General features: G+C 61.4%; 21 protein-coding genes, 1 pseudogene and 1 riboswitch. Of the genes and pseudogenes, 3 read left to right on the forward strand and 19 right to left on the reverse strand.

What is annotated here, in order from left to right:
* On the reverse strand, positions 1 to 3,514 hold a 3,514-nt coding region (locus ACRQEG_RS03415; protein ID WP_435733781.1), incomplete at its 3' end, for a S8 family serine peptidase.
* Positions 3,515 to 3,932: 418 nt separating this feature from the next.
* Here ACRQEG_RS03415 and ACRQEG_RS03420 point away from each other — a divergent pair.
* Positions 3,933 to 4,286, forward strand: a complete 354-nt coding sequence (locus ACRQEG_RS03420) for an RNA polymerase-binding protein RbpA (protein WP_126134462.1) — start codon at positions 3,933 to 3,935, stop codon at positions 4,284 to 4,286.
* Positions 4,287 to 4,310: 24 nt separating this feature from the next.
* Here the strand turns inward: ACRQEG_RS03420 and ACRQEG_RS03425 are convergent, their stop codons facing one another.
* From ACRQEG_RS03425 to ACRQEG_RS03445, 5 genes are read right to left on the reverse strand one after another with little or no spacing between them, the layout of a single operon-like run.
* Complete coding sequence (locus ACRQEG_RS03425; protein WP_284891728.1) at positions 4,311 to 5,123, reverse strand: polyprenol monophosphomannose synthase; 813 nt, start codon at positions 5,121 to 5,123, stop codon at positions 4,311 to 4,313.
* Positions 5,084 to 6,676 (reverse strand): apolipoprotein N-acyltransferase, encoded by a 1,593-nt coding sequence (gene lnt / locus ACRQEG_RS03430; protein ID WP_274733118.1) that lies wholly within the window; start codon positions 6,674 to 6,676, stop codon positions 5,084 to 5,086. The genes ACRQEG_RS03425 and lnt overlap by 40 nt, the downstream gene beginning before the upstream one ends.
* Positions 6,673 to 9,270, reverse strand: a complete 2,598-nt coding sequence (locus tag ACRQEG_RS03435) for a DEAD/DEAH box helicase (RefSeq protein WP_274755672.1) — start codon at positions 9,268 to 9,270, stop codon at positions 6,673 to 6,675. The genes lnt and ACRQEG_RS03435 overlap by 4 nt, the downstream gene beginning before the upstream one ends.
* Positions 9,267 to 10,382, reverse strand: a complete 1,116-nt coding sequence (locus ACRQEG_RS03440) for a helix-turn-helix transcriptional regulator (RefSeq protein ID WP_435733782.1) — start codon at positions 10,380 to 10,382, stop codon at positions 9,267 to 9,269. The genes ACRQEG_RS03435 and ACRQEG_RS03440 overlap by 4 nt, the downstream gene beginning before the upstream one ends.
* Entirely contained in the window at positions 10,379 to 11,359 is a 981-nt protein-coding gene (locus ACRQEG_RS03445; RefSeq protein WP_274733111.1) for a helix-turn-helix transcriptional regulator, read from the reverse strand. Before ACRQEG_RS03445 ends, ACRQEG_RS03440 begins: the two co-directional genes overlap by 4 nt.
* Before the next feature lie 36 nt (positions 11,360 to 11,395).
* Here ACRQEG_RS03445 and ACRQEG_RS03450 point away from each other — a divergent pair, with 36 nt between their 5' ends.
* A complete protein-coding gene (locus tag ACRQEG_RS03450; RefSeq protein ID WP_274733110.1) occupies positions 11,396 to 12,511 on the forward strand; it encodes a DUF3866 family protein in 1,116 nt (371 codons plus the stop codon).
* A 45-nt stretch (positions 12,512 to 12,556) separates the two neighbouring features.
* Here the strand turns inward: ACRQEG_RS03450 and ACRQEG_RS03455 are convergent, their stop codons facing one another.
* The 11 genes and pseudogenes from ACRQEG_RS03455 to mihF all read right to left on the reverse strand — a co-directional run bounded on the left by ACRQEG_RS03455 (position 12,557) and on the right by mihF (position 24,060).
* Positions 12,557 to 13,597 (reverse strand): ABC transporter substrate-binding protein, encoded by a 1,041-nt coding sequence (locus ACRQEG_RS03455; RefSeq protein WP_274733108.1) that lies wholly within the window; start codon positions 13,595 to 13,597, stop codon positions 12,557 to 12,559.
* Between the two features lie 89 nt (positions 13,598 to 13,686).
* Positions 13,687 to 14,490: an ABC transporter permease gene (locus tag ACRQEG_RS03460; RefSeq protein WP_274733107.1), complete on the reverse strand. Its 804-nt coding sequence runs from the start codon at positions 14,488 to 14,490 to the stop codon at positions 13,687 to 13,689.
* A 103-nt stretch (positions 14,491 to 14,593) separates the two neighbouring features.
* Positions 14,594 to 14,712, reverse strand: a riboswitch (FMN riboswitch).
* 40 nt (positions 14,713 to 14,752) lie between these two features.
* A complete protein-coding gene (rpe, locus tag ACRQEG_RS03465) occupies positions 14,753 to 15,427 on the reverse strand; it encodes a ribulose-phosphate 3-epimerase (RefSeq protein ID WP_274733106.1) in 675 nt (224 codons plus the stop codon).
* A gap of 13 nt (positions 15,428 to 15,440) precedes the next feature.
* Entirely contained in the window at positions 15,441 to 16,889 is a 1,449-nt protein-coding gene (locus tag ACRQEG_RS03470; protein ID WP_274733105.1) for an RsmB/NOP family class I SAM-dependent RNA methyltransferase, read from the reverse strand.
* Entirely contained in the window at positions 16,882 to 17,838 is a 957-nt protein-coding gene (gene fmt, locus ACRQEG_RS03475; protein ID WP_274736525.1) for a methionyl-tRNA formyltransferase, read from the reverse strand. Before fmt ends, ACRQEG_RS03470 begins: the two co-directional genes overlap by 8 nt.
* A gap of 68 nt (positions 17,839 to 17,906) precedes the next feature.
* Entirely contained in the window at positions 17,907 to 20,081 is a 2,175-nt protein-coding gene (locus ACRQEG_RS03480) for a primosomal protein N' family DNA-binding protein (RefSeq protein ID WP_435733783.1), read from the reverse strand.
* 66 nt (positions 20,082 to 20,147) lie between these two features.
* Positions 20,148 to 21,347, reverse strand: a complete 1,200-nt coding sequence (gene metK, locus ACRQEG_RS03485) for a methionine adenosyltransferase (RefSeq protein WP_126134475.1) — start codon at positions 21,345 to 21,347, stop codon at positions 20,148 to 20,150.
* A gap of 75 nt (positions 21,348 to 21,422) precedes the next feature.
* Positions 21,423 to 22,706, reverse strand: a complete 1,284-nt coding sequence (gene coaBC, locus ACRQEG_RS03490) for a bifunctional phosphopantothenoylcysteine decarboxylase/phosphopantothenate--cysteine ligase CoaBC (protein WP_274733098.1) — start codon at positions 22,704 to 22,706, stop codon at positions 21,423 to 21,425.
* Positions 22,706 to 22,954 (reverse strand): annotated as a pseudogene (gene rpoZ / locus ACRQEG_RS03495) (DNA-directed RNA polymerase subunit omega); the annotation flags it as partial. The pseudogene rpoZ and the gene coaBC, both read right to left, overlap by 1 nt.
* A gap of 66 nt (positions 22,955 to 23,020) precedes the next feature.
* Entirely contained in the window at positions 23,021 to 23,590 is a 570-nt protein-coding gene (gmk, locus tag ACRQEG_RS03500; RefSeq protein WP_274733096.1) for a guanylate kinase, read from the reverse strand.
* Positions 23,591 to 23,685: 95 nt separating this feature from the next.
* Complete coding sequence (gene mihF / locus ACRQEG_RS03505; RefSeq protein WP_435733784.1) at positions 23,686 to 24,060, reverse strand: integration host factor, actinobacterial type; 375 nt, start codon at positions 24,058 to 24,060, stop codon at positions 23,686 to 23,688.
* A gap of 173 nt (positions 24,061 to 24,233) precedes the next feature.
* On the opposite strand from mihF, the gene ACRQEG_RS03510 reads away from it, so the two are divergent.
* Positions 24,234 to 24,611, forward strand: a complete 378-nt coding sequence (locus ACRQEG_RS03510; RefSeq protein ID WP_087070820.1) for an RNA-binding S4 domain-containing protein — start codon at positions 24,234 to 24,236, stop codon at positions 24,609 to 24,611.
* A gap of 168 nt (positions 24,612 to 24,779) precedes the next feature.
* Here ACRQEG_RS03510 and ACRQEG_RS03515 read toward each other — a convergent pair whose 3' ends face one another.
* Positions 24,780 to 25,385 carry a transcription antitermination protein NusB gene (locus tag ACRQEG_RS03515; RefSeq protein WP_126134479.1) on the reverse strand — a complete coding sequence of 202 codons (606 nt, stop codon included), beginning with the start codon at positions 25,383 to 25,385 and terminating at the stop codon, positions 24,780 to 24,782.
* Entirely contained in the window at positions 25,385 to 25,948 is a 564-nt protein-coding gene (gene efp / locus ACRQEG_RS03520) for an elongation factor P (protein WP_016442826.1), read from the reverse strand. The genes ACRQEG_RS03515 and efp overlap by 1 nt, the downstream gene beginning before the upstream one ends.
* Positions 25,949 to 25,969 lie beyond the last annotated feature (21 nt).

Below are 25,969 nucleotides of genomic sequence, written 5' to 3' on the forward strand. Positions count from 1 at the left end.
GCGAGTTCTGGACATAGAAGGTATTTCCGCGGCGCACCGCAAAGGTATCCTTACCATCCCCATCAAAATCACCCACGAGGACTTCGTCGCCAGCGCGTCCGTAGGAGAAGACCTGCTCAGCATTCCCACCGACCAGCGAGTTCTGGACATAGAAGGTATTTCCGCGGCGCACCGCAAAGGTATCCTTACCATCCCCATCAAAATCACCCACGTAGACCTCGTCGCCGGCTCGACCGTAGGAGAAGACCGCGGAGGCAACTGTTGCCGTCCAACTATTGGAGACGAAGAAGGTATTGCCGTGCGAGGCCGGGGGAGTGGCCGGCTTGCTCGGTTCCTCACTGGGTTCCGGTTCCTCAGTCGGGCTCGGCGCAGGCGCGGTCGGCTGCGGATTTTCAGTGGGCGCAGGTGCCGGAGGTTCTTCCGTCGGCTCCGTGCTCGGCGTGGGTTCGGGGGCCGGCGTCGTCGGCTCGACCGAGGGTGTCGGCACCGGGCCTGGCGTGGTCGGATCGACCGTCGGATCGACCGTCGGTTCCACGCTCGGAGTCGGTGCAGGAGCCGGAGTTGTCGGCTCGACGCTCGGGCTTGGCGCGGGCGCGGTCGGTTCCTCGCTCGGGGTAGGTTCCGGCGTGGGAGTAGGCTGCGGCGTCGTGCATTCCTTGACGCAGAAGGGCGCCGTCACGAAGGTTTCTTCGCTGGCACTGCGGGCGAAGCCGGGAAGGGTGTCACCGGTCGGCTCAGTTGTTCCGCCGCCGGTACCTTTGACGACCCGCAACTCGAAGACATAGCGTCCCGGGGCGGCCGCGGTGCGCGTCGTCGCCGAAGCTGATTCGAGGTAGGTACCGTCCCAGGCGAAGCGCCCCAGATCGGTACGCCCCACACCGTCCTCACTATGCACCACGTTATTTTCCGAAACCGGAGCGCCCTTCGAGCCATCCTCGTTCGCGTGGAAGACCCGGATCTCCAGTTTCCGCACCGGGGAATCGATATGGTATTCCACCACCGGAACCGCGCCGTTGGCGTAGTCCATAGCGTAGGCGAACAGTTCGGAATTGGGAGCATTGGAGTACTGCGCACCCTTATCCAGGCACTCACCCTTGTAGATGGTGGCGGGGTTGGGGCAAGCAATGAGCTTCGTCAGAGAAGGCGGATCGTAGGCGAGCAGATTCGCCAGATCCGGACGCTTTTGGGCGATATCCGGGCGGATGTCCTTGACCTTCCACGTGGTGTGCAGGAATTGTAAGGCGTTTTCGTAATCGCCCTTGAGACCCGCAAAGGGCACCTGGTAGGTGGAATTATCATCGCCGTGCACCACCACATAACCGCCGTACATCGTCCCCTCGGGCACGTTCGTCGGATCGGTCACGGAAACCTGTACCTGGGCTTCTGCCCCGGGCTGCACCGTCACCTGCGCTGGGCTAATCGCCACCTGAGCATCGGTCCCGTTGTAGCTGGTGAAACGATCATGCGGCCCGCTGGTGGCACGCACGTGGGTATCCGCCGTGAAGGTGTAGGTGACAGGAGCTGCCGCGGCGTTGTGCACGGTGAGCGTCGTCGTTTCCTGCACGTCAGAATCGCCCAGGGAAATCTTGGCGGGCGTGAAAGCGGTGGGGCTCCCACCACCATTCGTACCCGGTTCCGTGACCGCGGTCAGGGCCGCGGGAAGGTTGACGAGGCCAGCACCCTGGCGGTGCGTGGCGAGCTTCGGGGAATCCGCGCTGCCGTCCACCGTCACCAGATCAGCGGTGTTCTGCAAAGCCGCGCGCACCTGCGCCGGCGTGAGCTTCGGGTTAGCTTGGAGGAGCAGAGCCACGCTCCCGGCCACGTGCGGGGCCGCCATCGAGGTACCTGAAATCGTCTTCCACGAGGGCGTCACCTCGTCATCGACCGGCCACGCAGAATAGATATTGCCACCCGGGGCGACCACATCGGGCTTGAGCTGGAGATCCGCGGCCAGGCCCCAGGAGGAAAAATCGGAAATCTTCCCGCCGGTGGGGGAGGCGGCCACTCGCTTCGCGTCCGTCCATTCGAGGCTGGCGTTTCCGGCAGCTACGGCCTCTTCGAAGCGCTCGCCCTGTTCTTGGGTGACCGCGATGACCGGAATGGTCACGGCCGGGCTTCCGGCGATGGTTGCGTTGAGGCTCCCGGGTTGGTTGTTGTAGATAATGACCGCGGCGGCGCCGTCGTCCTGCGCGGCGCGCGCCTTCTGGTAGAAGGTCGAGGTGCCGCGGGAGATAAGCACTGCTTTCCCGGTAAACGGTGTTCCGGGAAGATCAACAGCGCCGGTTTTTTGCCCTTCGGGATAGGCGACGACGTCGAGACTACCCGCCGTGGGTACCGCCGGCGATTCCGTGACATTATCAAATCCCTCGGGCGCGCCGTTGAACATAAATACCGGGCGCAGCACGTGGGTATTGTCCACGGAACCCACCGCGATAACCGAGGGGCCTACCGCCGGAGCACTACCGGAGAAAATACCTTTCGCACCGGAATTACCCTGCGAGGCCGTCACCACCACACCGGCGGCAACGAGGTTTTCCGAAGCCACCGCGGTGGGGTAGTTGGGCCAGGTGGCGAAAGCCGCGCCGATAGACATATTAACCACGTCCATCTTGTCGCGCTGGGCGCGTTCGAGAGCGGAAAGAATGACCTCGGAGCTGGTGGAACCCGTGCATCCGAATACGCGGTAAGCACCGATTACAGCATCGGGAGCCACGCCCTTGAACTTGCTTTCCGGGTCATTACCTGCGGCGATACCGGCAACGTGCGAGCCGTGCCCGCCGCCGGCCCCGCAATCATCGGGAAGAGTGTCCGGGTGGGGGACCGGCTGGAAATTCGGATCGCTGCGATCCGTATTGAAGGAGTCGCCCACGAAATCGTAACCGGTTACGATCTTCTCATTGGGGAAAGCGCGCTCGCCCTTGACGCCGTTCCCACCGAAAGCGGGGTGATCAATGGCCACGCCGGAATCGATAATTCCCACGCGCACGCCCTTGCCGGTGACACCGAATTCTTCATTGGCCACGCTCGCGCCGGTCATCTCCCGCGCGGAATACATATCGGGAGTTTCGCCCGGGCGGTTAATTTCCGCATTCGAGTCCACCTCGGCGGGACGTTCCACCGTGAGGACCGGGTAAACACCGATAACATTAGCGTCGTTGACGTAGCGCGCCAGTTCCACCGAATCGGCTTCGACGGTCACGCCATTCCAGACGTGCTGGTAGGAGGTGTCCACCTCGCCACCGTCATCTTCGACCGTCTGGGTGAATTCGCGCTGCTCGCCCGCGATGCGGGCGGAGGAACCACCGCGAATAAGAGGTTCGCTCTTAAGCTCAATAAACCATTTCCCGGTGAAATTTGGATCACTTTCCGCTGCGGCGACGGTGGCGCGGATGTCGAGGGGTGCGTGCCCATCCGATTCCGTGGCCGCCGCGGTTGCGGGAGCGAGGGCGCCGCCGATGAGTGCGGCACAGGCCCAAGTGACGCTAAATCGGCGCCAGCGTGGTTGCTCAGCCATACATATCCTTCCTGATAGCTGGCCGCCGGCCCGAACAGAGAGATATGCGCCCAGGTCAACGGCATGCCAGCAATTTTGCCGAATATCTTAAATAATCAAAACTGACAGTCCAGAGTGTGAACGACAGGCATGGGCGAAGAAGGGGCAAGATCAAAGTACGGCGAAAAAGTACGGGGAAGGGGCTTGCTACCAGGACCCGGACCAGCGGCCCGCCGCTCGCGCTCCCCACGAACTCGTTTTGACATAATGTACATTATCGGCAAGTAGTGCCGGGGGGCCAGATTCCCGTCCAGCCCCTCTTTAACGCATGACCGCACCGTTTTCCAGAGCGCAACCGCAGGTGTACGCGGCGTCGTCGTTAATATGGAAACAGCGAAACAATATGCGGGCTTGCCGGCCCGCGAGGAAGGATAGCACTATGGCTGAACGTTCCTTGCGCGGAATGCGCATCGGAGCCAATTCACTCGAGACCGATGACAACGTGGTATTCGTGGATCGCCAGCAGGTGAAATACCGCTGCACGAACGGCCACGAATTCGGGGTTGCCATGGCGGTGGACGCCGAGGTACCTACCGCGTGGACGTGCCGCTGCGGCGTGGAAGCCGAACTTATCGAAGGTGAAGGCGTGGACGACCGCAAGCCGCCCAAGCCGGTGCGCACCCACTGGGATATGCTCATGGAACGCCGTAACGAAGATGAGCTCAAGGTGCTGCTGGAGGAACGTCTCGAGCTACTGCGTGAAGGTAAGCTGCGCTTGCGGCGGAACCGCTAATCGCCACCGTCAATCACGCGGCGCTCAATGCCGCGGCCGGCGCAGGTGGGCGGCAGCTCGTTTCGCGGCATCGCGTAGCTGCCTCCCCCGCCGCGTGACGCCCATCACCGTGGTGCGCTTCAGTGATTCGGTGAATACCGAACCGGAGAGCTTCGACTCCCCCGCCTCGCGCTCTGAAAAAGTGATGGGCATTTCAACGATATGACCGCCGCTGCGCGCCACATGGTCGGTCATATCCGTCTGGAAGAAGTAGCCGCGTGCTTCCACGGAATCCAGGTTGAGCTTCTCCAGCATATCTGTGCGGTACACGCGGTAGCCGGCGGTGGCATCACGTACCGGCAGCCCGAGCATCCCTTGAATATAAAGGTTCCCCAGGCGCGAGAGCGCTTCGCGCGGCTTGGACCAACCATCAATTTTCCCGCCCCGCACGTAGCGCGAACCGATAACCAGATCCGGCCGATCAGACATCGCGGCGCGCTCAAGCAGCAGCGGCAACTGTTCAGGATGGTGGGAACCATCCGCGTCCATCTCCACCACATGACTGTATCCGTGCTCAAGTGCCCAGCCGAAAGCCGCGATATAGGCACGCCCGAGGCCATCTTTTTCGCTGCGGTGCAGCACGTGAATCTGCTCATCACGCCCGGAAAGTTCCTCGGCGATATCCCCGGTACCGTCCGGAGAATTATCGTCAACAACCAGGATATCCGCGGCGGGTACCGCCCGGCGGGCCCGCTCGATAATACGCGGAAGATTCTCCGCCTCGTTGTACGTGGGAATCGTGATGAGAACGTGCACGACTAACCTTTCTTCCAGCGCAGCCTTGCGTACCACACCCATGCTATACCGCCGACCGCTGCCGCCGCACCGAGAACCCCGTCCCGGTAGTACGGATAGAAACGCGCTGCCGGAGTGAGGCCTTCGTGGAGGGCCACCGTGGTGGTATGCACTGCTTGCGTCCACGCTTCGGTGCGTTCACGTACCGCGCCATTTGTTTCGACGACGCCGGAAACTCCCACGGTGGAAACCTGGAGCGCAATACGCTGGTATTCCACCGCCCGGAAACGGACCATATCGAATTGTTGGGCAGATTCGGCGCTATCCCCAAAAGAGGCGTTATTGGTGGCGACCACGTAGAGCTGGGCACCCTGGCGGATCGCCTCGGAGCCCACATCTCCGAGCGCCACTTCGAAACAAATCGGGGTGGCTAGGCGCACGGTGGTGCTTTTCGCGGCCGGGCTACCGTTTTTGCGACCGGCACCGCTCTCCCCCATCGGGATGTCAAGAACCGCAGGTTTCGTACCGGCCCGCATATCAACGGAGACCAGATCAACCGCGGAGCTAAACTTTCGGAAGAAATCTCGATAGGGCATATATTCCCCGAAGGGAACCGGGTGCTGCTTACTGTATACAGCGTTTACCTCTCCCCCGGTCTCGTTGGGAAGATAAACAACAAGATCATTGGTTCGGCTCATCGCCTGTCCCGAAGCATCACGCTCGTAAGATTGGGTCCCCAAGAGCAGCGGAACACCCAGGTAGTTCGAGGTCTCGCTCACGAGAGCCCGAGCGCGGGGATGCTCGCGAATATCGTGATCGGAGGCGGATTCCGGCCATACCACCAGGTCTACCTCCTCCGGGCTGATTTCCCGGGTTGCTTGGCTGAGATTCTCGGTGACGGTCAGGGCCTGATCACGCCCGTCCGGAAGGCTACCCGCCCGCGGCACGATCCCCTGCACATAGCCCAGGCGTAGCGTACCGGTGGGAGGGGTGGCGGGAAGAGGAAGTGCCCAGGGAAGAGCGAAGAGCAGCGCGGCGCTGAGCGCCAGAGCGGCCCCCACAAAAAGCCGACCGCTGCGCACTCGAATGAAGGCCAGGCTGAGGGCTGCCCCGCATATCACGACGGCGGCGGAGACCAGCATGGTGGAACCCCAGGGTGCCAGGCGCACTAGCGGGCTATCTACCTGGGAAAAGGCGAGGGTTCCCCAGGCGATACCGCCGAAAGGCCACAGGGAGCGAGCCAGTTCGGCGCCCGTCCACACCAGGGCTACCGCGGGGAGGAATAGCAGCGGGCAACGAGTCCAACGCGCCTGGCTCATGGCGCTCCAGGTTGCCACCACCACTCCGGTAAACAGTGCTTGCGACAGAGCGAGAGCGAGTTGGGGTATGAGATCCCCGGAGGCTTCTCCGGCCCAGGAAAAATGCAAGGAGAAAAATATGCATCCGGTAAGAACTCCGTAGGCGAAACCAGCGCTCGGGCGACAGGAGGCCGCAACGAGGAGAAGTAGCGCAATACTCACCGGCGCGAGGATGCCGTAGCTCAGGGGCGGGAAGGAGGCAAAGAGCCCAAGACCTGCCAGAACCACGCCGCACAGCCGCAAGAGAACACCGCTCACATAAGCTCCGATCGCCGCATGAGGTCACGGGCCTGACGTGCGATATCGCTCAGCCAGGTACCCTCAGTGGCCACCGTGACCTGCCCGAGGACATCGATAATGCGGCGGGCCGCGGAAATGAAATCCCCGGCGGTCATCCGGGCTGATTCTAGGCACGCCTCCAAGCCCACTCCCCTAGCCCAGGCCGCGAAAACATCCGCGCAGCCCGGGCTCAGATCCGGGGTGCGCGTAATCCCATGCTGATATTCCAGGGATTGCAGGTACTGCACCTCGGCGCGGGCGACCCGCGCCGCATCAAAGAGCCGAGTATCGCGAGGTAGGGCAGTCCCCAAGCGATCATCGGCCAAAAACATGGACACCCATCCGGCCAGGGCCGATCCGTCCAGTCCGCCCTCCGGCAGCTGCGCTAAGCACTGGTACATGAGCAGATCAGCCTCTGTATGCAGTTCGCGCAATTGTGCGGCTCCCGGGCCCATGCGGATGGAGTCATCGTCGCCCTGGAGCACCCCGACCTCGCGTAATACCGCGGCGGTGGCATCAAATTCCCGCCCGGCCGAATCGGTGAAAGCCGCGATACGCTGATCGAGTTCCTCGATGCGGTGGTGGAGCGACATCCATGTTTGGGCCTCATCGAGATGGGTATACAGGTGCGGGCAGGAAGAAACCGGATGCGCGGCTACTTTGGGCTCGCGCGGGGTGGCGAAACGTGCCCAGGATGCCAGCAGGTCCCGGTCGATTCCCAGATCTGCGCGTCCCCCCACCAGATCGAGAATGTCGTCGGCGATGTGCTCTCGCACCTCCGCCTTTTTGGTAGACATTCCGAAAGGTACCGTGACCGGGCCGATCTCACGCATTTCCGAGGCGAGAGAATCCTCATCAAGCCACGCCAGGTTCCCGAACCAATCGATAATGCGCACTCGCTCCGGGGTGGCGGAGAGCACCAGTGCGTAGGACAGCTCGGTACCTCTCGCGTAAGCGTACACATAGCCCTGGCGCACCGCCGCGAAACTATTCGCAATACGCTCCCGGTAGCGCCGTTTCGCGGCTTTGCGTTCGGCTTTCGCGGCCCGCCCGGCATTCCCGCGCAGCCGTAGGTAGTCAAGCAGATCCCCGCGTGAGCAGCGCAGGCGGCTTTCCTCGGTCTCCACCCGGCGTTGAATCCGGGCGCGCCGCGCCGCCAGTCCCCCCAGCTCCGCATTGCGTTGGAATTGCGCGAAAGAACGCCCCATAAGATCCCGGGCCGCCGCGTAGCTCATCCGAGCCAGCAGATTCGTTACCGTGTTATAGGACGGCTGGAAAGCCGATATCAAGGGCTCTACCCGCCCCGAAGCCAGATCGGCCAGATGCTCCGGATCGGTATCCGCATCGGCTACTACCACTCCGTAGCCCACGTTATCGCGCCCGCGCCGCCCGGCACGCCCGATGAGCTGGGTGTATTCGGTAGCGCTCAGGTCCACAAAACCGTGCCCGTCCCAGCGCTGGAGTTCCTCGAGGACCACGGTGCGCACCGGCATATCGATGCCGAGGGCCAGAGTACCGGTCGCGTAGACGATACTGAGGAGCCCGCGTTCCATGAGACGTTCAGTCAGCTCTTTGATAGCGGGGAAAACCCCGGCGTGGTGAGCTCCGTATCCGCGTTCCAGCGCCGCGGCGGCCCGCTCAAAATGCACGGCGCGCCGATCCGATTCCGTGAGTGTTTCGCGCAGCGCCGCGACCTCCTTAGCGATCTCGGCGCGCTGCTCGCGGGTGGTGAGGACCTCATTATGGCGCAGTAGTGCCTCAACCGCTTTATCGCAGCCTTTGCGGGAAAAAATGAATTCAATCGCCGGGAGCATACGCCGCTCGCCGAGTTTGTCGATGATGGCACGGCGCTCGCGATCCGAGACGCGTTTCTTGCGTTCCGCACTGCGCCGGCCCAGCGCGTTGACCAGCGCCGGATCAGGATCCAAAGTACCCGCACGGTAGAGCGGGAAGAGCTTGCGGCCCACATTGACGTATTGCGCGAGCGGAACGGGGCGTTTTGTCGATACGACGACGTCCGTTGCCCCGCGCACCGACCGCATCCACGCTGCGAGTTCCTCGGTATTGGCCACCGTGGCCGATAGCGCAGCCAAACGCACATGATCAGGGAGCGACAAAATTGTTTCTTCCCATACCGGCCCGCGGTCAGGATCCGCCAAAAAATGCACTTCGTCCAGAACTGCGTAGCCGACGTCACGGATATCAGGGGATTCGTGCAGCAGCATATTACGCAACACTTCGGTGGTCACCACCAAAATCTGCGCCTCGCGATTAATGCTCTGGTCGCCGGTGAGCAGACCCACCTGCTCCGCACCGATCTGCCGGGACAGTTCGGCGTACTTTTGATTGGAGAGCGCTTTAATCGGCGCGGTATAGATACATTTTTTCGACGACGCTAAAGCTAGATACACCGCGTAATGGGCCACCACTGTTTTCCCCGAACCGGTGGGAGCACAGACCAGCACATCATGGCCGCGCCCGAGAGCCGCGCAGGCTTCCAGCTGGAAATCATCGAGGTGGATACCGCGGCTAGCGTAGCTTTCCCGATAATCCTCGAGTAGCAGATCGGTCATCGCTCCCCTTCCGGTGCACTTTCATCGCTCACGCACGCAGCGGCGTCGTCGCCCTTCTGGGCGCGCAAGCGCGCGCAATACCGCCCTACCGCGCGCGCAACCGCCGGCGGTTCCAATGCGATCACGTCGTCAATTTGCACGAGGAGGGAAACGAGCCAGGAAAGTGAGCGCGCCCGAACCTCAATGGTCAGCAGTTCCTCGCCGCCACGCGCTTCAGCGATGCCGAGTTCTTCATCTGCCTCGCGCACCCGCGCGCCGGGGAGGGTTTCGGCCACCCAGCGTGAGGCTCCGGTCACGGTGATCCGTACCTGCGTGCCGCGCGGTTCCCAGGTATCCTCCCCGCGGGTGCGCTGCACTTTCTCGCTTTTCTCTACCTCGGCGAGGGCTTTGCGAGCTGCCGCGCGTTCCGATCGGTTGAGCTTCGCCCCGGGACGGGCCGCCGTTATCCGGTCCAGGCGGAAATGCCGCAGGCCCTGCGCGGTGAGGGCGCGTAGTAGCGGAGCGTCACCGGCCAGGATAACGAGGGGAATAACGTGTTCGTGCCCGGCCTTCGCATGCGCAAACGGCTCGGCCACGGCGCGTTCGTAGTTGAAGTCAAGGTAGCAGCCGCCTTGGAGTGCTGCGTGCACGGCCTCCATAGTGGCGGCATCCGCCGCCGGGCGGGTTGGTGGCCAGAGGGCACCTTCGTATCCGGCTTCGCGCACCGCCTCCCCCAGTGCGTTGCGCGTGGCGGTGAGGGTTGTGGCAGCCGGGCCGGGAGCGGTCACATCCCGGGCGGCATCGAGCAGCGCAGCTACCACCATCGCATCGTCCAACGTGAAAGGAATAACCGGATCATCTGTCATGGACCGCAGGTAGACGCGACTCTCCGGCCCGCCCGCGGTATCCGATTCCGCCACGCGCCCCGCGGAAGCGGCACGTTCAGGGAGCTCTAATTCGAAGGGGATATCGAAATCGGCGGTTTCCGCGAGGTTAGCATCCCAAAGATAGTCGAGGGTGCGCTTCCAGGAGGGGAACTGGAAATGGGCGGTCAGCTCAGCCAAACTCGCGCCCTCGGGGCGTTCATGCAGGTAGAGCAGCATCCCGAGAGTGGTAACAATATCGGTACTCATCGAGTTCCCCCCTCCCCCGGCCCGGCAGCTTCGCCCAGGTTAATGAGATTCTCTACACGGCGGTCCCATTCCTCACGCAGCTCACCGGGCGCAGCGAGGCGCACATCCACCCCGTAAAAAGCAAGATATTCGAAAATGCGATTAAGGCCCACGGTGGAGAATCGGTAGGCCGACCATCCCGCTGGAGCCGGCGCCTGCGCGCGGCTGAGTTTTTCCCCGCGGGCGGTAAGCGCCGCAGCGGCACCGTCGCGAATATGAAGAATAATATCGACATCGAAGTGGTCACCGCCTACTTCCCCCCGCGGGAACTCACATGGCTCACCTACGCTGAGAGTTCCGGCGATCACACGACCGAGGCGGAAAGTTCGCTCATCCCACGGGCCGAACGCCTCGCCGCGCCCCGCCCGCGAACGCGCCAGCCCGGAAACATAGAACATTCCGTAGTGTTCGGAGAAGTTCCACGGCTCGACTTCATAATGTTTGACCAGCCCAGGGCCGCGGCGGTAATCGAAGCGGACCCGGCGCCGGTACTGGAGGGCACGCGCCACCACCCGCGCGGCCGCGCCACCCGGAATCCTAACCCGCAGGTGGGTGGGGACTGCGGCGTCGCCGTTTTCCGGCGGCGCTATCGCGAGCAGTTTCGCCACCCCCAGGCGTGCCGATTCACCTTGGGGATCGCCCGCCTCGATACTAGCGCGCAGAGCGTGGAGCACACCGGCTCCAATTCCGGTCACCCGCGCGAGGACCGGAGCGGTCGAATCATAAGAATAACGCCAGCGATCATCGAAAATAACGGGATACCCGGCTTCCCGCAGCTCATCAATATCGCGTTGGAAGGTGCGCAGATCGATTCCGGCTTCGGCGTAGGCCGGGATTCGCTCCATGAGTTCCGCCGCGGTAAGGAAACTACCGCGGCGAATCGTGTGGAGGAGCGCGAGCTGACGTTCGCGGCGCCGGCGTGTCTCTTTCTGCTTCACGATCCCAGCCTAGCCGACGGTAGAGTTAAAGCCGTGATGATGTGGCGGAGAGGGAGAATTCTTTCCCTGGGCAAAACATGGCGTGGGGCGCGCGAAGCCGAAGTGGAGCTTGAGGATGGCACCCGCGGGCGAGCGCTGGCCTATCCTGAACTCGTCGGCGAGCCGGAGGTCGGTGATACCGTGCTGCTTCAGGCAAGTGCCGCCGCGCGCGGGCTGGGCACCGGCGGTTATTTCTTTGTGTGCGCGATTCCCGAGCGCTTGCCCGCAGACTCCTCCACGCCCGGCCATATTGTCAAGGCCCGCTACACCCCGCTCCAATACCTCACCCTGGGTGTTGATGAACAAAATTCTCCCCACCACGAGCTGCTGCGCGAGGCTGATTCCATCGCCGGGATGCCGGTGGTGGCAGCAGATTTGCATTCGGCGCTTCCCGCGATTGTTGCCGGGGTGCACGCGCGGGTGCCGAACGCACGTATCGCGTATGTGATGGACGACGGCGGAGCTCTGCCCGCCTGGTTCTCACGCACCGCTGCGCAATTGGAAGATCTCGGCCTTATCCTGGGCACAATTTCGTGCGGGCAGGCCTTCGGGGGGAAGCTCGAAGCTGTCACGATGTATACGGCCTTACTGGCGGCGCGCCTGGTTTGGCACGCGGATGTAGCCGTGGTGGCGCAGGGGCCGGGGAATTTGGGAACGGATACCCGGTGGGGATTTTCCGGAACACGGGTCGGTGAGCATCTCAACGCCGCCGCTACCCTGGGAGGAATCCCGATTGCGGCCTTGCGGATGTCGAGCGCGGATAGGCGGGAGCGCCACCTGGGACTTTCCCATCACAGCGTGACGGCACTCACGCGGGTGGCGCGCTGCCAGGTGAGCTGCCCGGTTCCGGTGCTCGGCGAGGATGCGCTCTCCCGAGCGGTACCAGCTGACGTGGCCGCGCGTCTGGGCGGGCAGCTGGAGGAACTTTTCCGAGCACCCCACTTGGAACGTGTGGATATAGAGGCGAGTGCGGTAGCGAGCGCCCTCGCAGACTTCCCGGTACGGCTGTCCACGATGGGGCGCTCGCTCACCGCCGATCCCCTCAATTTCTTAGCGGCCGGCGCGGCCGGCTACACGGCCGGGGAGCTGGTGGCGTGGGCTCAGCAGAGTTGAGCTGCGTGCCCGGTAGGCCGGTGGCACGCAGCTGCGTCGTCGTTCTTAATGCGCGGAGTTACCGGTCAGATCAACGAAAGCATCAGCCGCGGCAACCGGTTCGCGTAACAGTTTCTCAGACATAAACGTGGCCATCGCTTCCCAGCGCCGCGTGTCCTGCACCCCGAGCGGGGTACGCCCCGCATACAGCTCAATGGTATTCGCGAGGACTTTTTCGGCAGCGGTGGCGTTATCCGCTTCGCGCAAAGCCGGAACATGCTTTGCGGTGATCTCCACGGTTTCCTTCGGGTTGCTGCGCGCGAAGTTCACGGCGCGGTCGAGCGCTCCGAGCATGCGGGTGAAATCGTCACGATGGGCATCGACAGTGGGGCGCAGCGAACCGAGTCCCACCCCGACGAGCGGCAGTCCGCCCGGGAGCATCTCAATGGTGCGCACCGGCACCCCCTGGCGTTCCACGCTGGGAACATCGGAGTTGCGGAAACCGATAATTGCGTCCACCTCCCCACTGGCCAGGGCGGCGGCCTGGGTGTAGCCGATGTAATTCACGCTGATATCTGATTCAGTCCAGTTATGTGCGGCCATGAGCGCCTGGAGCGCATAATAGTTTTCCCCGTACGGACCGGGCAGCCCAATGCGGCGTCCAGCCAGGTCAGCTGCATTTTGAATCGGGGAATCGGCCGGCACGATGAGGGTGACGGGATAATCCTGGTACATCGTTGCCCAATTGACGACGTCGATACCGTTGGAGCGACCCTCCATCATTTCGTCACCGCCGGCAAAAACCACATCTTCGCTCCCGCTGGAGAGCGCGCCGAGGAGGGATTCTTGGGCGCCGTGGTGACGCAGCGTGATATCAAGCCCAGCTTCGCGGAAATAGCCCTGGTCTTCAGCCACGTAGAAAGGCGCGAATTGGATATCCGGAACGTAGGTGAGACCGACGGTGAGGGCGGCGGTGGCGCTCGCGGTAGGTTGCTGCACGCCGGCGGAGGGGGAGCTGCTTTCACCGGCTTTGTTCCCGGAGCCGCCTCCCGCACATCCGGCGAGCCCGAGGGCAGCGGTTGCGAGTGTGGCAATGAGTCGTTTCATGGGTGTCCTTTCTTGTGTTGCGCTTCTGTGCGCGAGTTTCCTGCTGGGGTGCGAGCTGTGGCTGTGATGACCTCGGTAACGCACCGCAGTTAACGCACCGCAGCGGTGACGTGTTTTTCGACGGTAAAGATGAGGAGGTAGATACTGATGGCGGCGGCAGCCATAACAACGATGACGGCGAACATTCCGGTGATATCTCCGGTGGGTTGGGCGCGGGAGAGTTCGGTGCCCAGGCCCGCTCCCCCGATGATCATTTCTCCAACGACGGCGCCGGTGATGGACAGGGTGAATCCGGTGCGTAGGCCAGCCAGGATGGAAGGCGCAGCCAGAGGCACGATGATGGGGAAAAGGAGGGTGAGGCGAGCTGCGCCGTCGAGCCGAGCGGCGGCGATAACATCGCGGTCAATGGCATGCACGCCCACCGAGGTGGAAACGATAATCGGGAAGATAACCATGATGGTGCACAGCACTACGATGGAGGGCATCCCGTAGCCAATCCAGACGACGAGGAGGGGCGCGAGGGCGACGGCGGGGACTGCTTGCGAAGCCGCGAGGAAGGGCTGGAGTGCGCTATTGAGCAGACGCCAGCGCGCTAGAGCGATGCCGAGGGGAACTCCGAGGAGGGCAGCCCAGGCACACCCGGTGAGGGCCGCGGCGAGGGTGTTTCCTAGCGCGGTGAGGAGGTAGGGAGGGTGAGCGCCAAGTCCGAGGAGTGCGGTCGCTAGGCGGTGCCCGACCGCGCGAGGTGCGGGGAGGAGGTGGTCGGGTATCAGCTGGGCGCTAGTGACTGCCGCCCAGAGGAGAAAAACCGCGAGGAGAGAGAGGGCGGCGGGTACCCACGCGGTGCGAGGAGAGCGCGGGCGCGGGTGAGAGTTACGGCGCACGGTGTTCACGTTCCAGTTCCTGACCTTCCCGATGGCCGGGAACTTTGAAGCCGGGAGACGCTGACGCCACGGCGCGCCAAAATTGCGTAGCCGAAGCAGGGCTTGGAGCCCCTCGATGCGCCTCCCATCCGGACTATTACCGTCGGTTGGGGAATTCCACCCCATCGGCCACGTGCGTGGTTCGCGGACTGTTACCGCCGGTTCAGACTTTCACTGACCCCGGTGCATCGTGTTCCATATTAGCTCGTCGCGTGCGGGCGTGCACCCGTTGTTAATGCGCCGCGTGCTGGCACGCACCTGTGGCTAATTCGCGGAGCTTCTCTACTTCAGCGTAGGCATCTTCCGCGCGGAAAACGGCTGAACCCGCCACGAAGTTATTAGCTCCAGCAGTGGCCGCTTGTTCGATGGTCGCGCGGGAGATACCGCCGTCCACTTGAATCCACACGTCCAGGCCGGCTGCTTCGATCGCGCGGCGGGTGCGGGTAACTTTCGGCATCATCGATTCGATGAAACTTTGCCCGCCGAATCCAGGTTCCACGGTCATAATGAGGACCATGTCGAATTCGTTGAGAATGTCGATGTACGGCTCGATGGGCGTTGCCGGTTTGATGGCGAGTCCGGCGCGGGCGCCCCGCGCGCGTAGTTCGCGGGCGAGACGTAGCGGGGCTTGGCAGGCTTCGGCGTGGAAAGTGACGGAGGCAGCTCCTGCTTCCGCGTAGGCGGGCGCCCAGCGATCGGGGTTCTCGATCATGAGGTGGGCATCGAGCGGGACCGCGGTTGCCTGTGCCGCCGCTTCGAAAATAGGCAGACCGAGGGCAAGGTTAGGAACAAAGTGATTGTCCATAATATCCACGTGCACGAAATCAGCATTGGAGATTTTCTCCAGTTCATCAGCTAGATGCCCAAAATCGCAGTTGAGGATAGAGGGGGAAATCTTCACGTCCATGATGGTGATCCTTTCAGGAGCGCCGTGATGCTGGCGCGAATTCGGATGCGGATGCGGATTTGAGGATGCGTGCCATATACATGGCGTCCGTGTGATGGATATCAGGCCACAGTTGCACGGTCATTCCACGAGAGGCAACCGGGCGCAGGGCTCGCCGGTTCGCGGTGACGGTGACGTCGCCAAGTTCCGCGCCCGCGGTGCGTTCCAGGAACGCGGCGATGACATCGCGGGTTTCCGCGAGCACCGGGGAACAGGTGGTGTAGAGCAATAGCCCGCCCGGACGCAAGGCACGGTAGGCGGAGTCGAGGAGCTCGCCTTGGAGTTGCGTCAGTGCAGCCAGGTCGCTTTCTTTTTTGCGCCACCGAGCTTCGGGACGACGGCGCAGTGCCCCCAAGCCAGAACATGGGGCATCCACGAGGATCCGATCATAGCTATCGGGTTCCTGAGCGCCAATATCCCGCCCATCGCCTTCGCGCAGGGCGACGGTATCCGCCCAGGGGGCAATATTTTCTTCAACGAGATCAAGGCGGTGAGCCTGGGGTTCATTTGCGAACACCCGAACACCGCGCCGTGCCGCAGTAGCAGCGATAGTTGCGGTTTTCCCTCCCGGGCCGGCGCACATATCCAACCAGGATTTATCCTTCCCGGATATGGAGGCCTCCGTGACAATGGCGGAAATGAGCTGCGAGCCCTCATCCTGGACACCGGCGACCCCGTCCCGTACGGGCCAGAGCCGGTGCGGGTCACCGGAGGCTAGGAGCACCGCGCTGGGTACCAGGTAGGGATCTTCCCACGTCATTTTGGCGCGCTCAATCCTGGCTTTGAGGTGTTCGGGTGAGATATTGCGACAGGCTAAAGCTACTTTCGCGGGCGTGTTATTCGCTTCGAGAACGGCTTCCACCTCGGTGGAACGCCCGGCTGCCGCGAGCGAAGATTCCAGCTGCCGCACGATCCAGCGCGGATGCGAATGCCACACCGCCAGGAACTCTTCCCTAGATGCCGTGCTATTTTCAATGATCCCACGCCAGGCATTCCGACGCTCAGACACCCTCCGCAACACGGCGTTGACGAAACCGGCGATTCCCTGACCTAGTTCATTGCGAGCTAGCGCAACTGTTTCATTAATCGCCGCGTGGGGTGGTGTTTTCAGCTCAATGAGCTGGTAGCAGCCTAGACGGAGTAGATCGAGGGCACGCGGATCGATATCCGCGAGGGTACGGCCTTGGGAACAGCGGGCGATCATGGCATCCCACCGGCCTTGCAGTCGCAAGGTTCCGTAGGCCAGATTGGTGGCGAAGGCCGCGTCGCTTCGATTGAGACGCGCCCGGCTCACCATGCCCGGAAGGATGAGATTAGCGTAAGCATCTTCAGTATTAACAGCCCGTAATGCATCATAGGCAACGAGACGGGCGTAGTTCGATGACTGGCGGCGCGGCACCCAGCCGGCAGGACGCTCATTCATGGTGGCCTTCCTTCACTTCGGCATCGAAACGGGTGTGCTCGGCAAGGCGGGCACCGTTAAGCCAGGCGGCGGCATCCATATGAGCCTTGCCGGGCGGGGCGACCCGGCGCAATTGCACGGTTCCTTCCCCGCAGCCGATAACACCACCCGGGCCGATTTCGCCCGGTGCCAAGTTTAGGTGTGCTGTAGGCGCTTCAGGCACAACCACGTGCACTGATTCGATTTTAAAGCGCTGGCCGTTGAGGGTGGTCCAGGCCCCGGGGGCCGGGTTGGCAGCGCGAACCCGATCCACAATACGCTGGGCGGGCCACTCCCAATTCACTCGCGCCCAGGAAGAATCGAATTGGGGTGCGAGGGTAACTTCCCCAGTTTGGGGTTGTGCGTGGGCGTTACCGGCAGCGATGGCATGCAGAGTATCGCTCAATTGGCGCGCCCCGGATTGTGCCAGGCGGGCCAGCAGTTCTCCAGCGGTTTCTTCCGCCCCGATCCGGGTGGCTTCACTCGCGAAAACGGGGCCGGTATCCAGGCCTTGTTCAATTTGAAAGACGCTGGTTCCGGTGGTGGTATCCCCCGCGGCAATCGCGTAATTGACCGGCGCGGCCCCCCGCCAGCGCGGCAGGAGGGAGAAATGCAGGTTGAGCCAACCGTGGCGCGGCACTGTGAGGAGCGCGGGCGGAATAATGAGCCCGTAGGCGACTACCGCTACAGCTTCGGGGGCGAGCTGGGCGATCTGGTCCTGAGCGGTGCTGTCCTTTAAGGTACGGGGGGTGAGCACGGGAAGGTTCAGTTCTGTTGCCACGCGGTGTACCGGCGAGGGAGTCAACACGCGTTTGCGCCCTTGGGCGGCTGGAGCGCGGGTAAGCACCCCAGCGATATCGAAACCTTCATCATGCAGGAGTTTTAAGGCGGGAACCGCGGTCTCCGGTGTGCCTGCGAATAGTATTCTCACGTATCAATCCTACCTAGTTCTTTTCTCAGCCTAGTCGAGTATGGATAGTTATCTCTGACCCTGAGTGCTTATAGGGGTGGGTTAACCTGTAAACGCAATGAGCCACCCAGCCGCTGGGCAGAGTAGGCACCGTAAGTTTTCCGCGTCTGACGGGTGAGGGTCATACCCCGCGAGAGTTCCGCCCGTGCATAGACGGTGATTTCTCCCGGGCGTGCCCCCGGCACCGGGCCGAGCAGCACGATCCCGGACGCTAGCTCAAAGGCTCCGCCGGCCAGCAGGTCTGCTTCTGTTTCTTTCTCATTCTCCGGCGGCCATTTCTTGGAACCGGCCTCACGTGAAAACTGGGTAAAGAGATGGGACTCTTCCTCTCTTACGCCGCGATAGAGGGCCGCGCGCAACATGGCCAGGTACGTTCGCACATCCCCGCTGGCTCCGGAGATAGCCACCCAGGAAGCAGTGGGAGGCAACTTCAATTCGGCCCGCTGTTCGAGTGATTCAGCGGCATATTCACCCAGCTCCCATTGCGCTAGCCGATTGAGAAGTGCAGGAGGTGCTCCCCCGGCCACCAGCATATGGCCGCCTTCTCCGGCTGAACGGACCCGGGCCGCAACCCGCGCGAGCACCCGAATAAAACGTGTTTCAGCACCGAGCCCTTCTCCGAGGAGGTAGCGTGCATCCAATACCAATGCAGCGGCGAATCCGCCTTCAGCCTCCGGTTCCGCACCCGGTGTTGCCACCACGATGCGTGGGCGCGGGGAGACTCGCCCAATAATTCCCTCCGGAGAGTGTGATCCGGAAAGAATAATGCCAACACCGGGAAAAGCCCGCCCGATTTCCTCCGCGGTACGTGCAGAACCGATTCGAACAGCGCGCAGCTTCCCGTTGTGGCAGTGCGGACATCGCCAGGGCTGCACTCGCACTCCGCATCGCTGACAGCGCAGTGGTTCACGTGAGGTACGCTGAGCCAGGTTACCTCCGCAGATTGTGCACAGCGCACGCTCCCCGCAGTAGGTACAGCACAGCACCGGAATATACCCGCTCCGCGGCACGAGGATAAGAACCGGCCCATTTTCCAGGGCGCGCCGCAGAATAGGGAATGCAGGTTGAGGTAAGCGCAAGTGATCGGCTTCTCCCCCGGGCCACTGGTGGGGACCTGAAATATGCGGAAGCGCGGCGCGGCGAGCGGCCGCGGTGCCGTCCAATAGGCTGATGCGGTGTTCGGAAAGCAGCTGGGCACATTCTTCACTCACGTAAGGGGAGAAAGCTAGAAACGCAGCCTCTTCACGCCGAACACGCTCCAGTAGTACGTCACGTGTTGCCAGATACGGTGCGCGAATATCACGCAAGGTTGAGGCGGCATCATCCATGATGACTGCCAGCCCAAGATCTGTGAGCGGCGCCCAGGCCGCTCCGCGGGTACCTACCACAATGCGTGATTGCCCCGATAGCACCGCCAAAAAAGCACGGTAGCGTTTTTCGTGTGCTTCTTCGGACACCATGAGAGTGGGGGTTTCCCCTACGCGGGATGCAAGGGTATCCTGCAGTGCTCTGGCGGCCCGGGTAGTGGGAACAACCAGGAGGACGCTGCGCCCGGCGTGCCGCACTGCCTGCACGGCCCGAATCAAAACTTCTACTCCCCCGGCGGGCCCGGGGAGGGCAGCCATGCAGGCCCGCACGGCTTTCCCTTCCCCTAGCGCCGCAAGGAATTCTGGTCCACCCCGATAGGCTTCCCAGGGGCCCGGTTCAGGAGCCGCGTGCGAGCTTGCCAAGGGGATGGTTTCTTGGGTAGTGGCCAAGAATTCCTTAGCGGCCCGCGCATGCCGTTCCGGGATAGCGGTCCGCAATATATCAGCTACTGTTCCGGCATACTTATCGGCAAGAGTACGGGCAACCGCATACACCGACGCAGTGAGCACCGGGTATTCCGAGACCACCCGATACAGGGGGCGCAGCCGCCCGCTGCCTTCCGTAACACTATCCCGAGCAACGATAAATCCGCCTACCCGCTGCGCACCGAGATCTACCACGACCCGGGTTCCCACCCGGGCACTATCCGCGAATTTTTCGGGGACAAGGTAGTCAAATACCCGGTCCATATGAGGCTGGGAGTGGAGCACCTGAACATGCGCAACGGGATTAGGTACCTTGGAGCGCACGCGGGTGCGTGCCGGGCGCGCCTCAAGAAGGGCGCCTTGCTCCCCCACGAGGGGGAGGGCATCGAAATCAAAGAGTGTGCTCTCCATGCAACCTAGGATATCCCGGCCCTACGACAGAAAAATCCGGCGTCAAACTTCGGGCTCTAGATAGCTCTAGATAGCGCGGAGGAGTTCTTCAACCCGGTCTGTTTTCTCCCAGGTGAATTCGGGGAGTTCCCGCCCGAAGTGACCGTAGGAAGCCGTCTTCGCGAAAATTGGACGCTTGAGTTCCAAAGCGTCAATAATCGCCGCGGGGCGGAAATCGAAAACCTTCTGAACAGCGTTTTCGATACGCCCCAGTTCTTCTGTTTCCGTCCCGAAGGTATCCAGGCGCACGGATACCGGATGGGCACGCCCAATAGCGTAAGCCAGCTGGAGTTCGCACCGGGAAGCAAGCCCGGCCGCAACCACATTCTTGGCCGCCCAGCGCGCCGCGTAGGCCGCGCTGCGATCTACCTTGGACGCGTCTTTTCCAGAGAAAGCCCCGCCGCCGTGGCGTGCCATCCCGCCGTAGGTGTCCACGATGATTTTCCGGCCGGTCACCCCGGCGTCGCCCATCGGTCCTCCCACCACGAAACGCCCCGAGGGATTAACGAGAAGCGAGAATTTATCGGTATCGATGGCGATATTTTCTTCTTCGAGAACGGGCGCAACCACGTGGTCACGCAGCGTTTCCGTTAACCACTCGCGTTGCACATTTTCGTCGTGCTGGCTGGAGATCACCACGGTATTGAGGGCCACGGGCCGCGCACCTTCATAGTCAATAGTGACCTGAGTTTTACCATCGGGGCGCAGTCCGGGAACGACACCTTCACGGCGAACCAGGGCGAGGCGTTCTGCGAAGCGGTGGGCAAGCAGGATGGGAGCGGGCATAAGTGTTTTAGTCTCATTGCAGGCATAACCGAACATGAGCCCCTGATCCCCGGCCCCCTGCTGGTCGAAATGATCGTATTCGACTTCGCTGCTTTCCCGCCGTTCCAGCGAGGTATTAACACCGGCGGCAATATCCGGACTTTGTTCATCGATGGAGATGGTTACGCCGCAGGAGTTTCCATCAAAGCCGACTTGCGAGGAGTTGTAACCGATCCCGGTCACAACAGTGCGGATAATATGAGCGATATCCGCGTAGGCATCCGTGGTCACTTCACCGGCCACGTGCACCAGCCCGGTCGTCACCATCGTTTCCACGGCAACGCGAGAATTCTCATCCGACGCGAGCAGAGCGTCAAGAATGGAGTCGGAAATAAGGTCACACACCTTGTCGGGGTGTCCTTCCGTGACCGATTCGGACGTGAACGGTTGCCGGTAATGCATCGTATCCCCTCGCTTAATTAAAACTACTTAGTCACTATTAGTCATCAGCGGCTGCCAGGTAAGGCAAACCTTATTCTATACGCGCTCGGTGGTGAAATGATCGGCTATAAGGCCCGCAATAATACCAGCCATCTGAGCTTTGCTGCCCGCGCCGCTCGCAATGATCTCACCTGCGGGGGTAACCACGGTGATCTCAGTGGGTACCTCGCCAAATCCTGTTTTCTCCCCTACGCGATTGATCACAAGTAAATCAGCGCCTTTGCGCCGCGCTTTTTCGCGTCCGTAATCCAAGACGCTTCCATTCGCGTCGCCGGTTTCCGCGGCGAAACCCACGATGAGCTGCCCCGACCGGCGGCGCCGGTGGGAAATATCAGCCAAAATATCCGGATTTTCTACCAGTTCGACGACGCGTTTGCCGCTACCGTCTTTTTTCTGTTTGCTTGCGGCGGGTTCGGCCGGGCGAAAATCAGCAACCGCTGCGCTCATAACTACGCCGTCTACATTCTTCACTCGGGCAAGAACTGCTTGGTGAAGATCGCGCGCCGAACTGACCGGAACAATCTCAGCCCCCGGAGCAAGTGCGGTGATATCGCGGGCTACATGAGCCGCCAGCACCGTTACCCGCGCGCCGCGCTCGAGCAAAGCACGAGCAATTTCCAGTCCAAAACGCCCCGAAGAACGGTTGCCGATAAAACGCACCGGATCGAGGGCTTCGTGGGTGCCTCCCGCTGTGACAAGGATAGTCCGACCGCGCAGCGTACTCTGTTCCGCACTGTGCTGCTCCGCCCGTGCATCCGGGTGTTCGCCGGTGAGGATCTCCCAGGATTGCGCGAAGATATCTTCCGGTTCCGGCAGCCGGCCCGGCCCGGAATCCGCCCCGGTGAGTTGCCCGCTAGCGGGTGGAATAATATGAACCCCGCGGGCCTGCAGCACCGCAATATTCTCTTGAGTAGCCGGATGCTCCCACATTTGGGTGTGCATCGCCGGTGCCATCACCACCGGGCACTGGGCCACCAACAGGGTATTGAGAAGAAGGTTATCGGCTATTCCCACACGCGCCTTCGCGATAGTATTCGCAGTTGCCGGCGCGACCACAACCAAGTCGGCTTCTTTTCCAAGGCGAACGTGCGCGACTTCATCAGCGTGTTCACTGGTTCGCACAAGAACGGGATGATGCGTCAAGGCTTCCCACGTGGTGGCCCCGACCATCTCCAGGGCAGCCGGGGTAGGGATAACGTGCACATCCGCACCGGCTTTCACGAAGAGCCGGACGAGGTAGGCCGCCTTATAGGCGGCGATACCTCCGGTTACGCCGATAACGACGCGCGGCGCGTGTTCTACTTTTCGTCCAGCTGCCATTCGAGCTTGTCCTCGGCGATTTCACGCAGCGCGATGGACAGGGGCTTTTCTTCCGGTTCCGCCGAGACAAGCGCACCGTAATGCTCGATATTGCCGTCACCACGCGCCATTTCCTGCTTGTAGGAGTTGATTTGACGCGCACGATCCGCTGAAAGCACGCACAGTGCGTACTTCGAATCAATCTTTGCGAGAAGATCGTCAATGGGCGGGTTGGTAATACCTTCGGGTTCCGGAACAGTTCCGAACATGTAGTTCCCTTCTGGATAAACGCGGTACCGCACATGGGCACCACCGTGAAGCTTCGGCCTTTTATTCTAACGCTTCGGGGCGATGAGGTCGAGAATTTCGCCGGTGGCACGTGCCACGGTGTCATTAACGACGACGGCGTCAAACTCCGCCTGGGCGGCTAATTCACCTCGCGCGGTCTCCAGGCGCCGTTCGATGGCCTCTTCTGTTTCAGTACCGCGCCCGCGCAACCGCGCTTCAAGTTCTTGGAACGACGGCGGGGCTAGAAAGATCTGGAAAGCTTCGGGCAGTGACTGGCGAACCTGGCGCGCCCCTGCCAGATCGATTTCAAGAAGCGGAATTTTTCCCGCTGCGTATGCTTCTAGCACGGGCTGGCGCGGGGTTCCGTAACGGTGTTTCCCGTGCACTATGGCCCACTCGAGCATCTCCCCGCTTTCGACGAGGTGATCGAAATGCTCATCATCCACGAAGAAGTAGGATTCCCCTTCCCGCTCCCCTGGGCGAGGTGCGCGCGTAGTGGCAGAAATGGACAGCCATATGCGCGGCTCCTGCGCGAGCAACTGCGCAACCACGGTTCCCTTTCCCACCCCGGAGGGGCCGGCAAGCACGCAAATACGACGATGATCCTGAGGTGTCATGACATTTATTGTGCCACAGCCCTACGACAGGATTTTCGATCCCGAAAATCCTCGCCGTGCCTCGCGAACAATTGGTGCTTACCTCAGGCGGGCCTTTAACCGAAAAGTGCGATAAGGGCCGCGGTCTGATGCACACCCAGTCCGCGTACGCGCCGGGAGGGAGCGATTCCGATATCAGCCATTGCCCGCGCGGCCTTGGCTTCACCGATACCGGGAAGTGCCCGCAGTAGCACGCTGGCACTGGTGCGTGCGATTACCGGGTCATCGCGCTGCGCCAAAACCTCCGAAAGGTGCAGCTGTCCGGATTTCAGTTGCTGCAAAAGTTCCGCGCGGCGCCGCCGTGTTTCGGCGGCCTTATCCAAAGCGGCGAGACGCTGCTCCGGAGTAAGTGGTGGTACCTCCACAGTGTCCCCTTTCTTGCGCATCAGATATGCCCTGGTGCTCATAACAATTCCGTCAACATCAGTCATAACGACGCTGACGCTACGAAACTTCTCTGTCTTGTTAGTAGCGTAGAGCGAAAAAGCCGTAAATAATATAAGGAGCCGCGCCCTTGTTTTTTTATAAAACCATCGCGGCAGGTCAGCGCCGCGGCTTGTGACGAAGTTCGCAACGGGTAGCGGCATCCGAGTAGGCTAGACCTATGGAAACAACTCGGATTGACGTCTGGCTATGGAGCGTGCGGCAGTGCAAAACTCGTTCCTTGGCTACGTCCGAATGCAAGGCGGGCCACGTGCGCATCAATGATGAACCGGTCAAGCCCGCCGCGAAGGTCCGTGTTGGTGATGTGGTGCGCTACCGGGTAGAAGGTTTTGATCGAATCCTCAAAGTTACCGGGATTATTACCAAACGGACGAGTGCGCCACTAGCTCGGGAAAATTATGAGGATCTCACCCCCGTGCGGGAGAAAGTTTATCTACCGGTCATGCGGCGTGATCCTGGCAGCGGCCGCCCCACGAAGAAAGAACGGCGCGAACTCGACCGCCTTTTCGGCCGCAATTCCAATTACGGCCGGCGATAAGACTCCGGAAACTCGGGCTTTTCCGGGAACTCGGGAATTTTCGGGGGCGCGGGGATTCATCACTTTCGCTTAGCAGCACAAGCTGCCTACCAAGCACAAAAATGGCGGGTTTCCGTGAATTGATTTCACGGAAACCCGCCATTAGTTACTGGTGGCCGGGAGAAATTCTTATTCTTCCGCGCTGGCCCGGGCAGCTTCGGGATCATCTAGCTGGCCGGTGCGGATAGCGGCGATGAGGCCGGCCTCATCAGATTCCACAAGGTTACTTTCTTCGCCGGATTCCACCGCGTTAGCGGCGTCGTCGTTCTGAAGAATCGGTGCGCCGCCACTTTCCTCACGTTCGCGAATATCGGCAGCCTTATTGAGCACGCCCATAACGAAGCCGACGGAGCGATCCGTAGAGAATTCGCGTACGAGGTTCGTCCACTCCACAATGACGGCACCGCGGAAAGTCCCCAGGTACATGAGTTCAGCAACCGCACCGCGCAAAGCGCTGCGATCCACCGCGTTCATACGTTCGAGTGACCAATCCTCCGAGGAAGCCTCAATGAGGGTATCCACCTGCGAGATTTGCTGCGCGTAAGCCCTCACAATCTGCGAACCAAATTCCCCGATAGGAACCTGTGCGGTAGAGACGCGCTGACGCTCAGCAAGAAGCTCGAGAATACCCGCTTCCGACGTGATGTTCTTTTCATCAGCTTCGAAAAGCACATCCAAGGCGCGATGACGCTGGGTGGAACGGCCTGTGGACCGGTGTTTCTTCTGTTTAGCCATTAGTCATTCGCCCGGGAAATGTATTCACCGGTGCGCGTATCAACCTTAATCTTGTCCCCAATATTGAGGAAGAGCGGCACCTGGAGTTCATACCCGGTCTGCACCGTAGCCGGCTTGGTGCCCGCATTCGAGCGGTCGCCCTGGAGACCCGGTTCGGTTTCCGTCACTTCGAGAATCACCGAAGCGGGGAGTTCCACGAACAGCACATTACCTTCGTGGAAAGCAACAATGGCCTTCTGGTTTTCGAGCAGGAAGTTCGCCAGATTACCCATGACTTCAGCGGTGACCGGAACCTGTTCGTAGGTATCCTCATCCATAAAGATGAAATCAGTACCATCATGGTAGAGGTACTGCATATCGCGGCGGTCCACGGTGGCGGTTTCGACCTTGATACCCGCGTTGAGAGTGCGATCCACAGTCTTACCGGAGAGGACATTCTTCAGCTTAGTCCGCACAAAAGCAGGGCCCTTGCCCGGCTTGACGTGCTGGAACTCAACAACCTGCCACAGCTGGTTGTCGAATACCAGGACCATGCCATTCTTCAAATCATTGGTTGTTGCCACAAGGTATCCTTTCACAAATAG

It is taken from the genome of Actinotignum stranguriae, from assembly GCF_051265215.1.
GTDB classification, from domain to species: domain Bacteria; phylum Actinomycetota; class Actinomycetes; order Actinomycetales; family Actinomycetaceae; genus Actinotignum; species Actinotignum schaalii_C.

What these genes read in the sequence shown, in the direction of transcription:
- ACRQEG_RS03425 (WP_284891728.1), bottom strand. Translation starts at nt 5,123, where the DNA reads ATGGGTGTGGTACGCAAGGCTGCGCTGGAAGAAAGGTTAGTCGTGCAC.
- ACRQEG_RS03435 (WP_274755672.1), bottom strand. Translation starts at nt 9,270, where the DNA reads ATGACCGATCTGCTACTCGAGGATTATCGGGAAAGCTACGCTAGCCGC.
- gmk (WP_274733096.1), bottom strand. Translation starts at nt 23,590, where the DNA reads ATGACACCTCAGGATCATCGTCGTATTTGCGTGCTTGCCGGCCCCTCC.
- rpe (WP_274733106.1), bottom strand. Translation starts at nt 15,427, where the DNA reads ATGGACGTGAAGATTTCCCCCTCTATCCTCAACTGCGATTTTGGGCAT.
- mihF (WP_435733784.1), bottom strand. Translation starts at nt 24,060, where the DNA reads ATGACTGATGTTGACGGAATTGTTATGAGCACCAGGGCATATCTGATG.
- ACRQEG_RS03480 (WP_435733783.1), bottom strand. Translation starts at nt 20,081, where the DNA reads ATGGAGAGCACACTCTTTGATTTCGATGCCCTCCCCCTCGTGGGGGAG.
- metK (WP_126134475.1), bottom strand. Translation starts at nt 21,347, where the DNA reads ATGCATTACCGGCAACCGTTCACGTCCGAATCGGTCACGGAAGGACAC.
- coaBC (WP_274733098.1), bottom strand. Translation starts at nt 22,706, where the DNA reads ATGGCAGCTGGACGAAAAGTAGAACACGCGCCGCGCGTCGTTATCGGC.
- ACRQEG_RS03420 (WP_126134462.1), top strand. Translation starts at nt 3,933, where the DNA reads ATGGCTGAACGTTCCTTGCGCGGAATGCGCATCGGAGCCAATTCACTC.
- ACRQEG_RS03515 (WP_126134479.1), bottom strand. Translation starts at nt 25,385, where the DNA reads ATGGCTAAACAGAAGAAACACCGGTCCACAGGCCGTTCCACCCAGCGT.
- ACRQEG_RS03440 (WP_435733782.1), bottom strand. Translation starts at nt 10,382, where the DNA reads ATGAGTACCGATATTGTTACCACTCTCGGGATGCTGCTCTACCTGCAT.
- ACRQEG_RS03450 (WP_274733110.1), top strand. Translation starts at nt 11,396, where the DNA reads ATGATGTGGCGGAGAGGGAGAATTCTTTCCCTGGGCAAAACATGGCGT.
- ACRQEG_RS03510 (WP_087070820.1), top strand. Translation starts at nt 24,234, where the DNA reads ATGGAAACAACTCGGATTGACGTCTGGCTATGGAGCGTGCGGCAGTGC.
- ACRQEG_RS03455 (WP_274733108.1), bottom strand. Translation starts at nt 13,597, where the DNA reads ATGAAACGACTCATTGCCACACTCGCAACCGCTGCCCTCGGGCTCGCC.
- ACRQEG_RS03470 (WP_274733105.1), bottom strand. Translation starts at nt 16,889, where the DNA reads ATGAATGAGCGTCCTGCCGGCTGGGTGCCGCGCCGCCAGTCATCGAAC.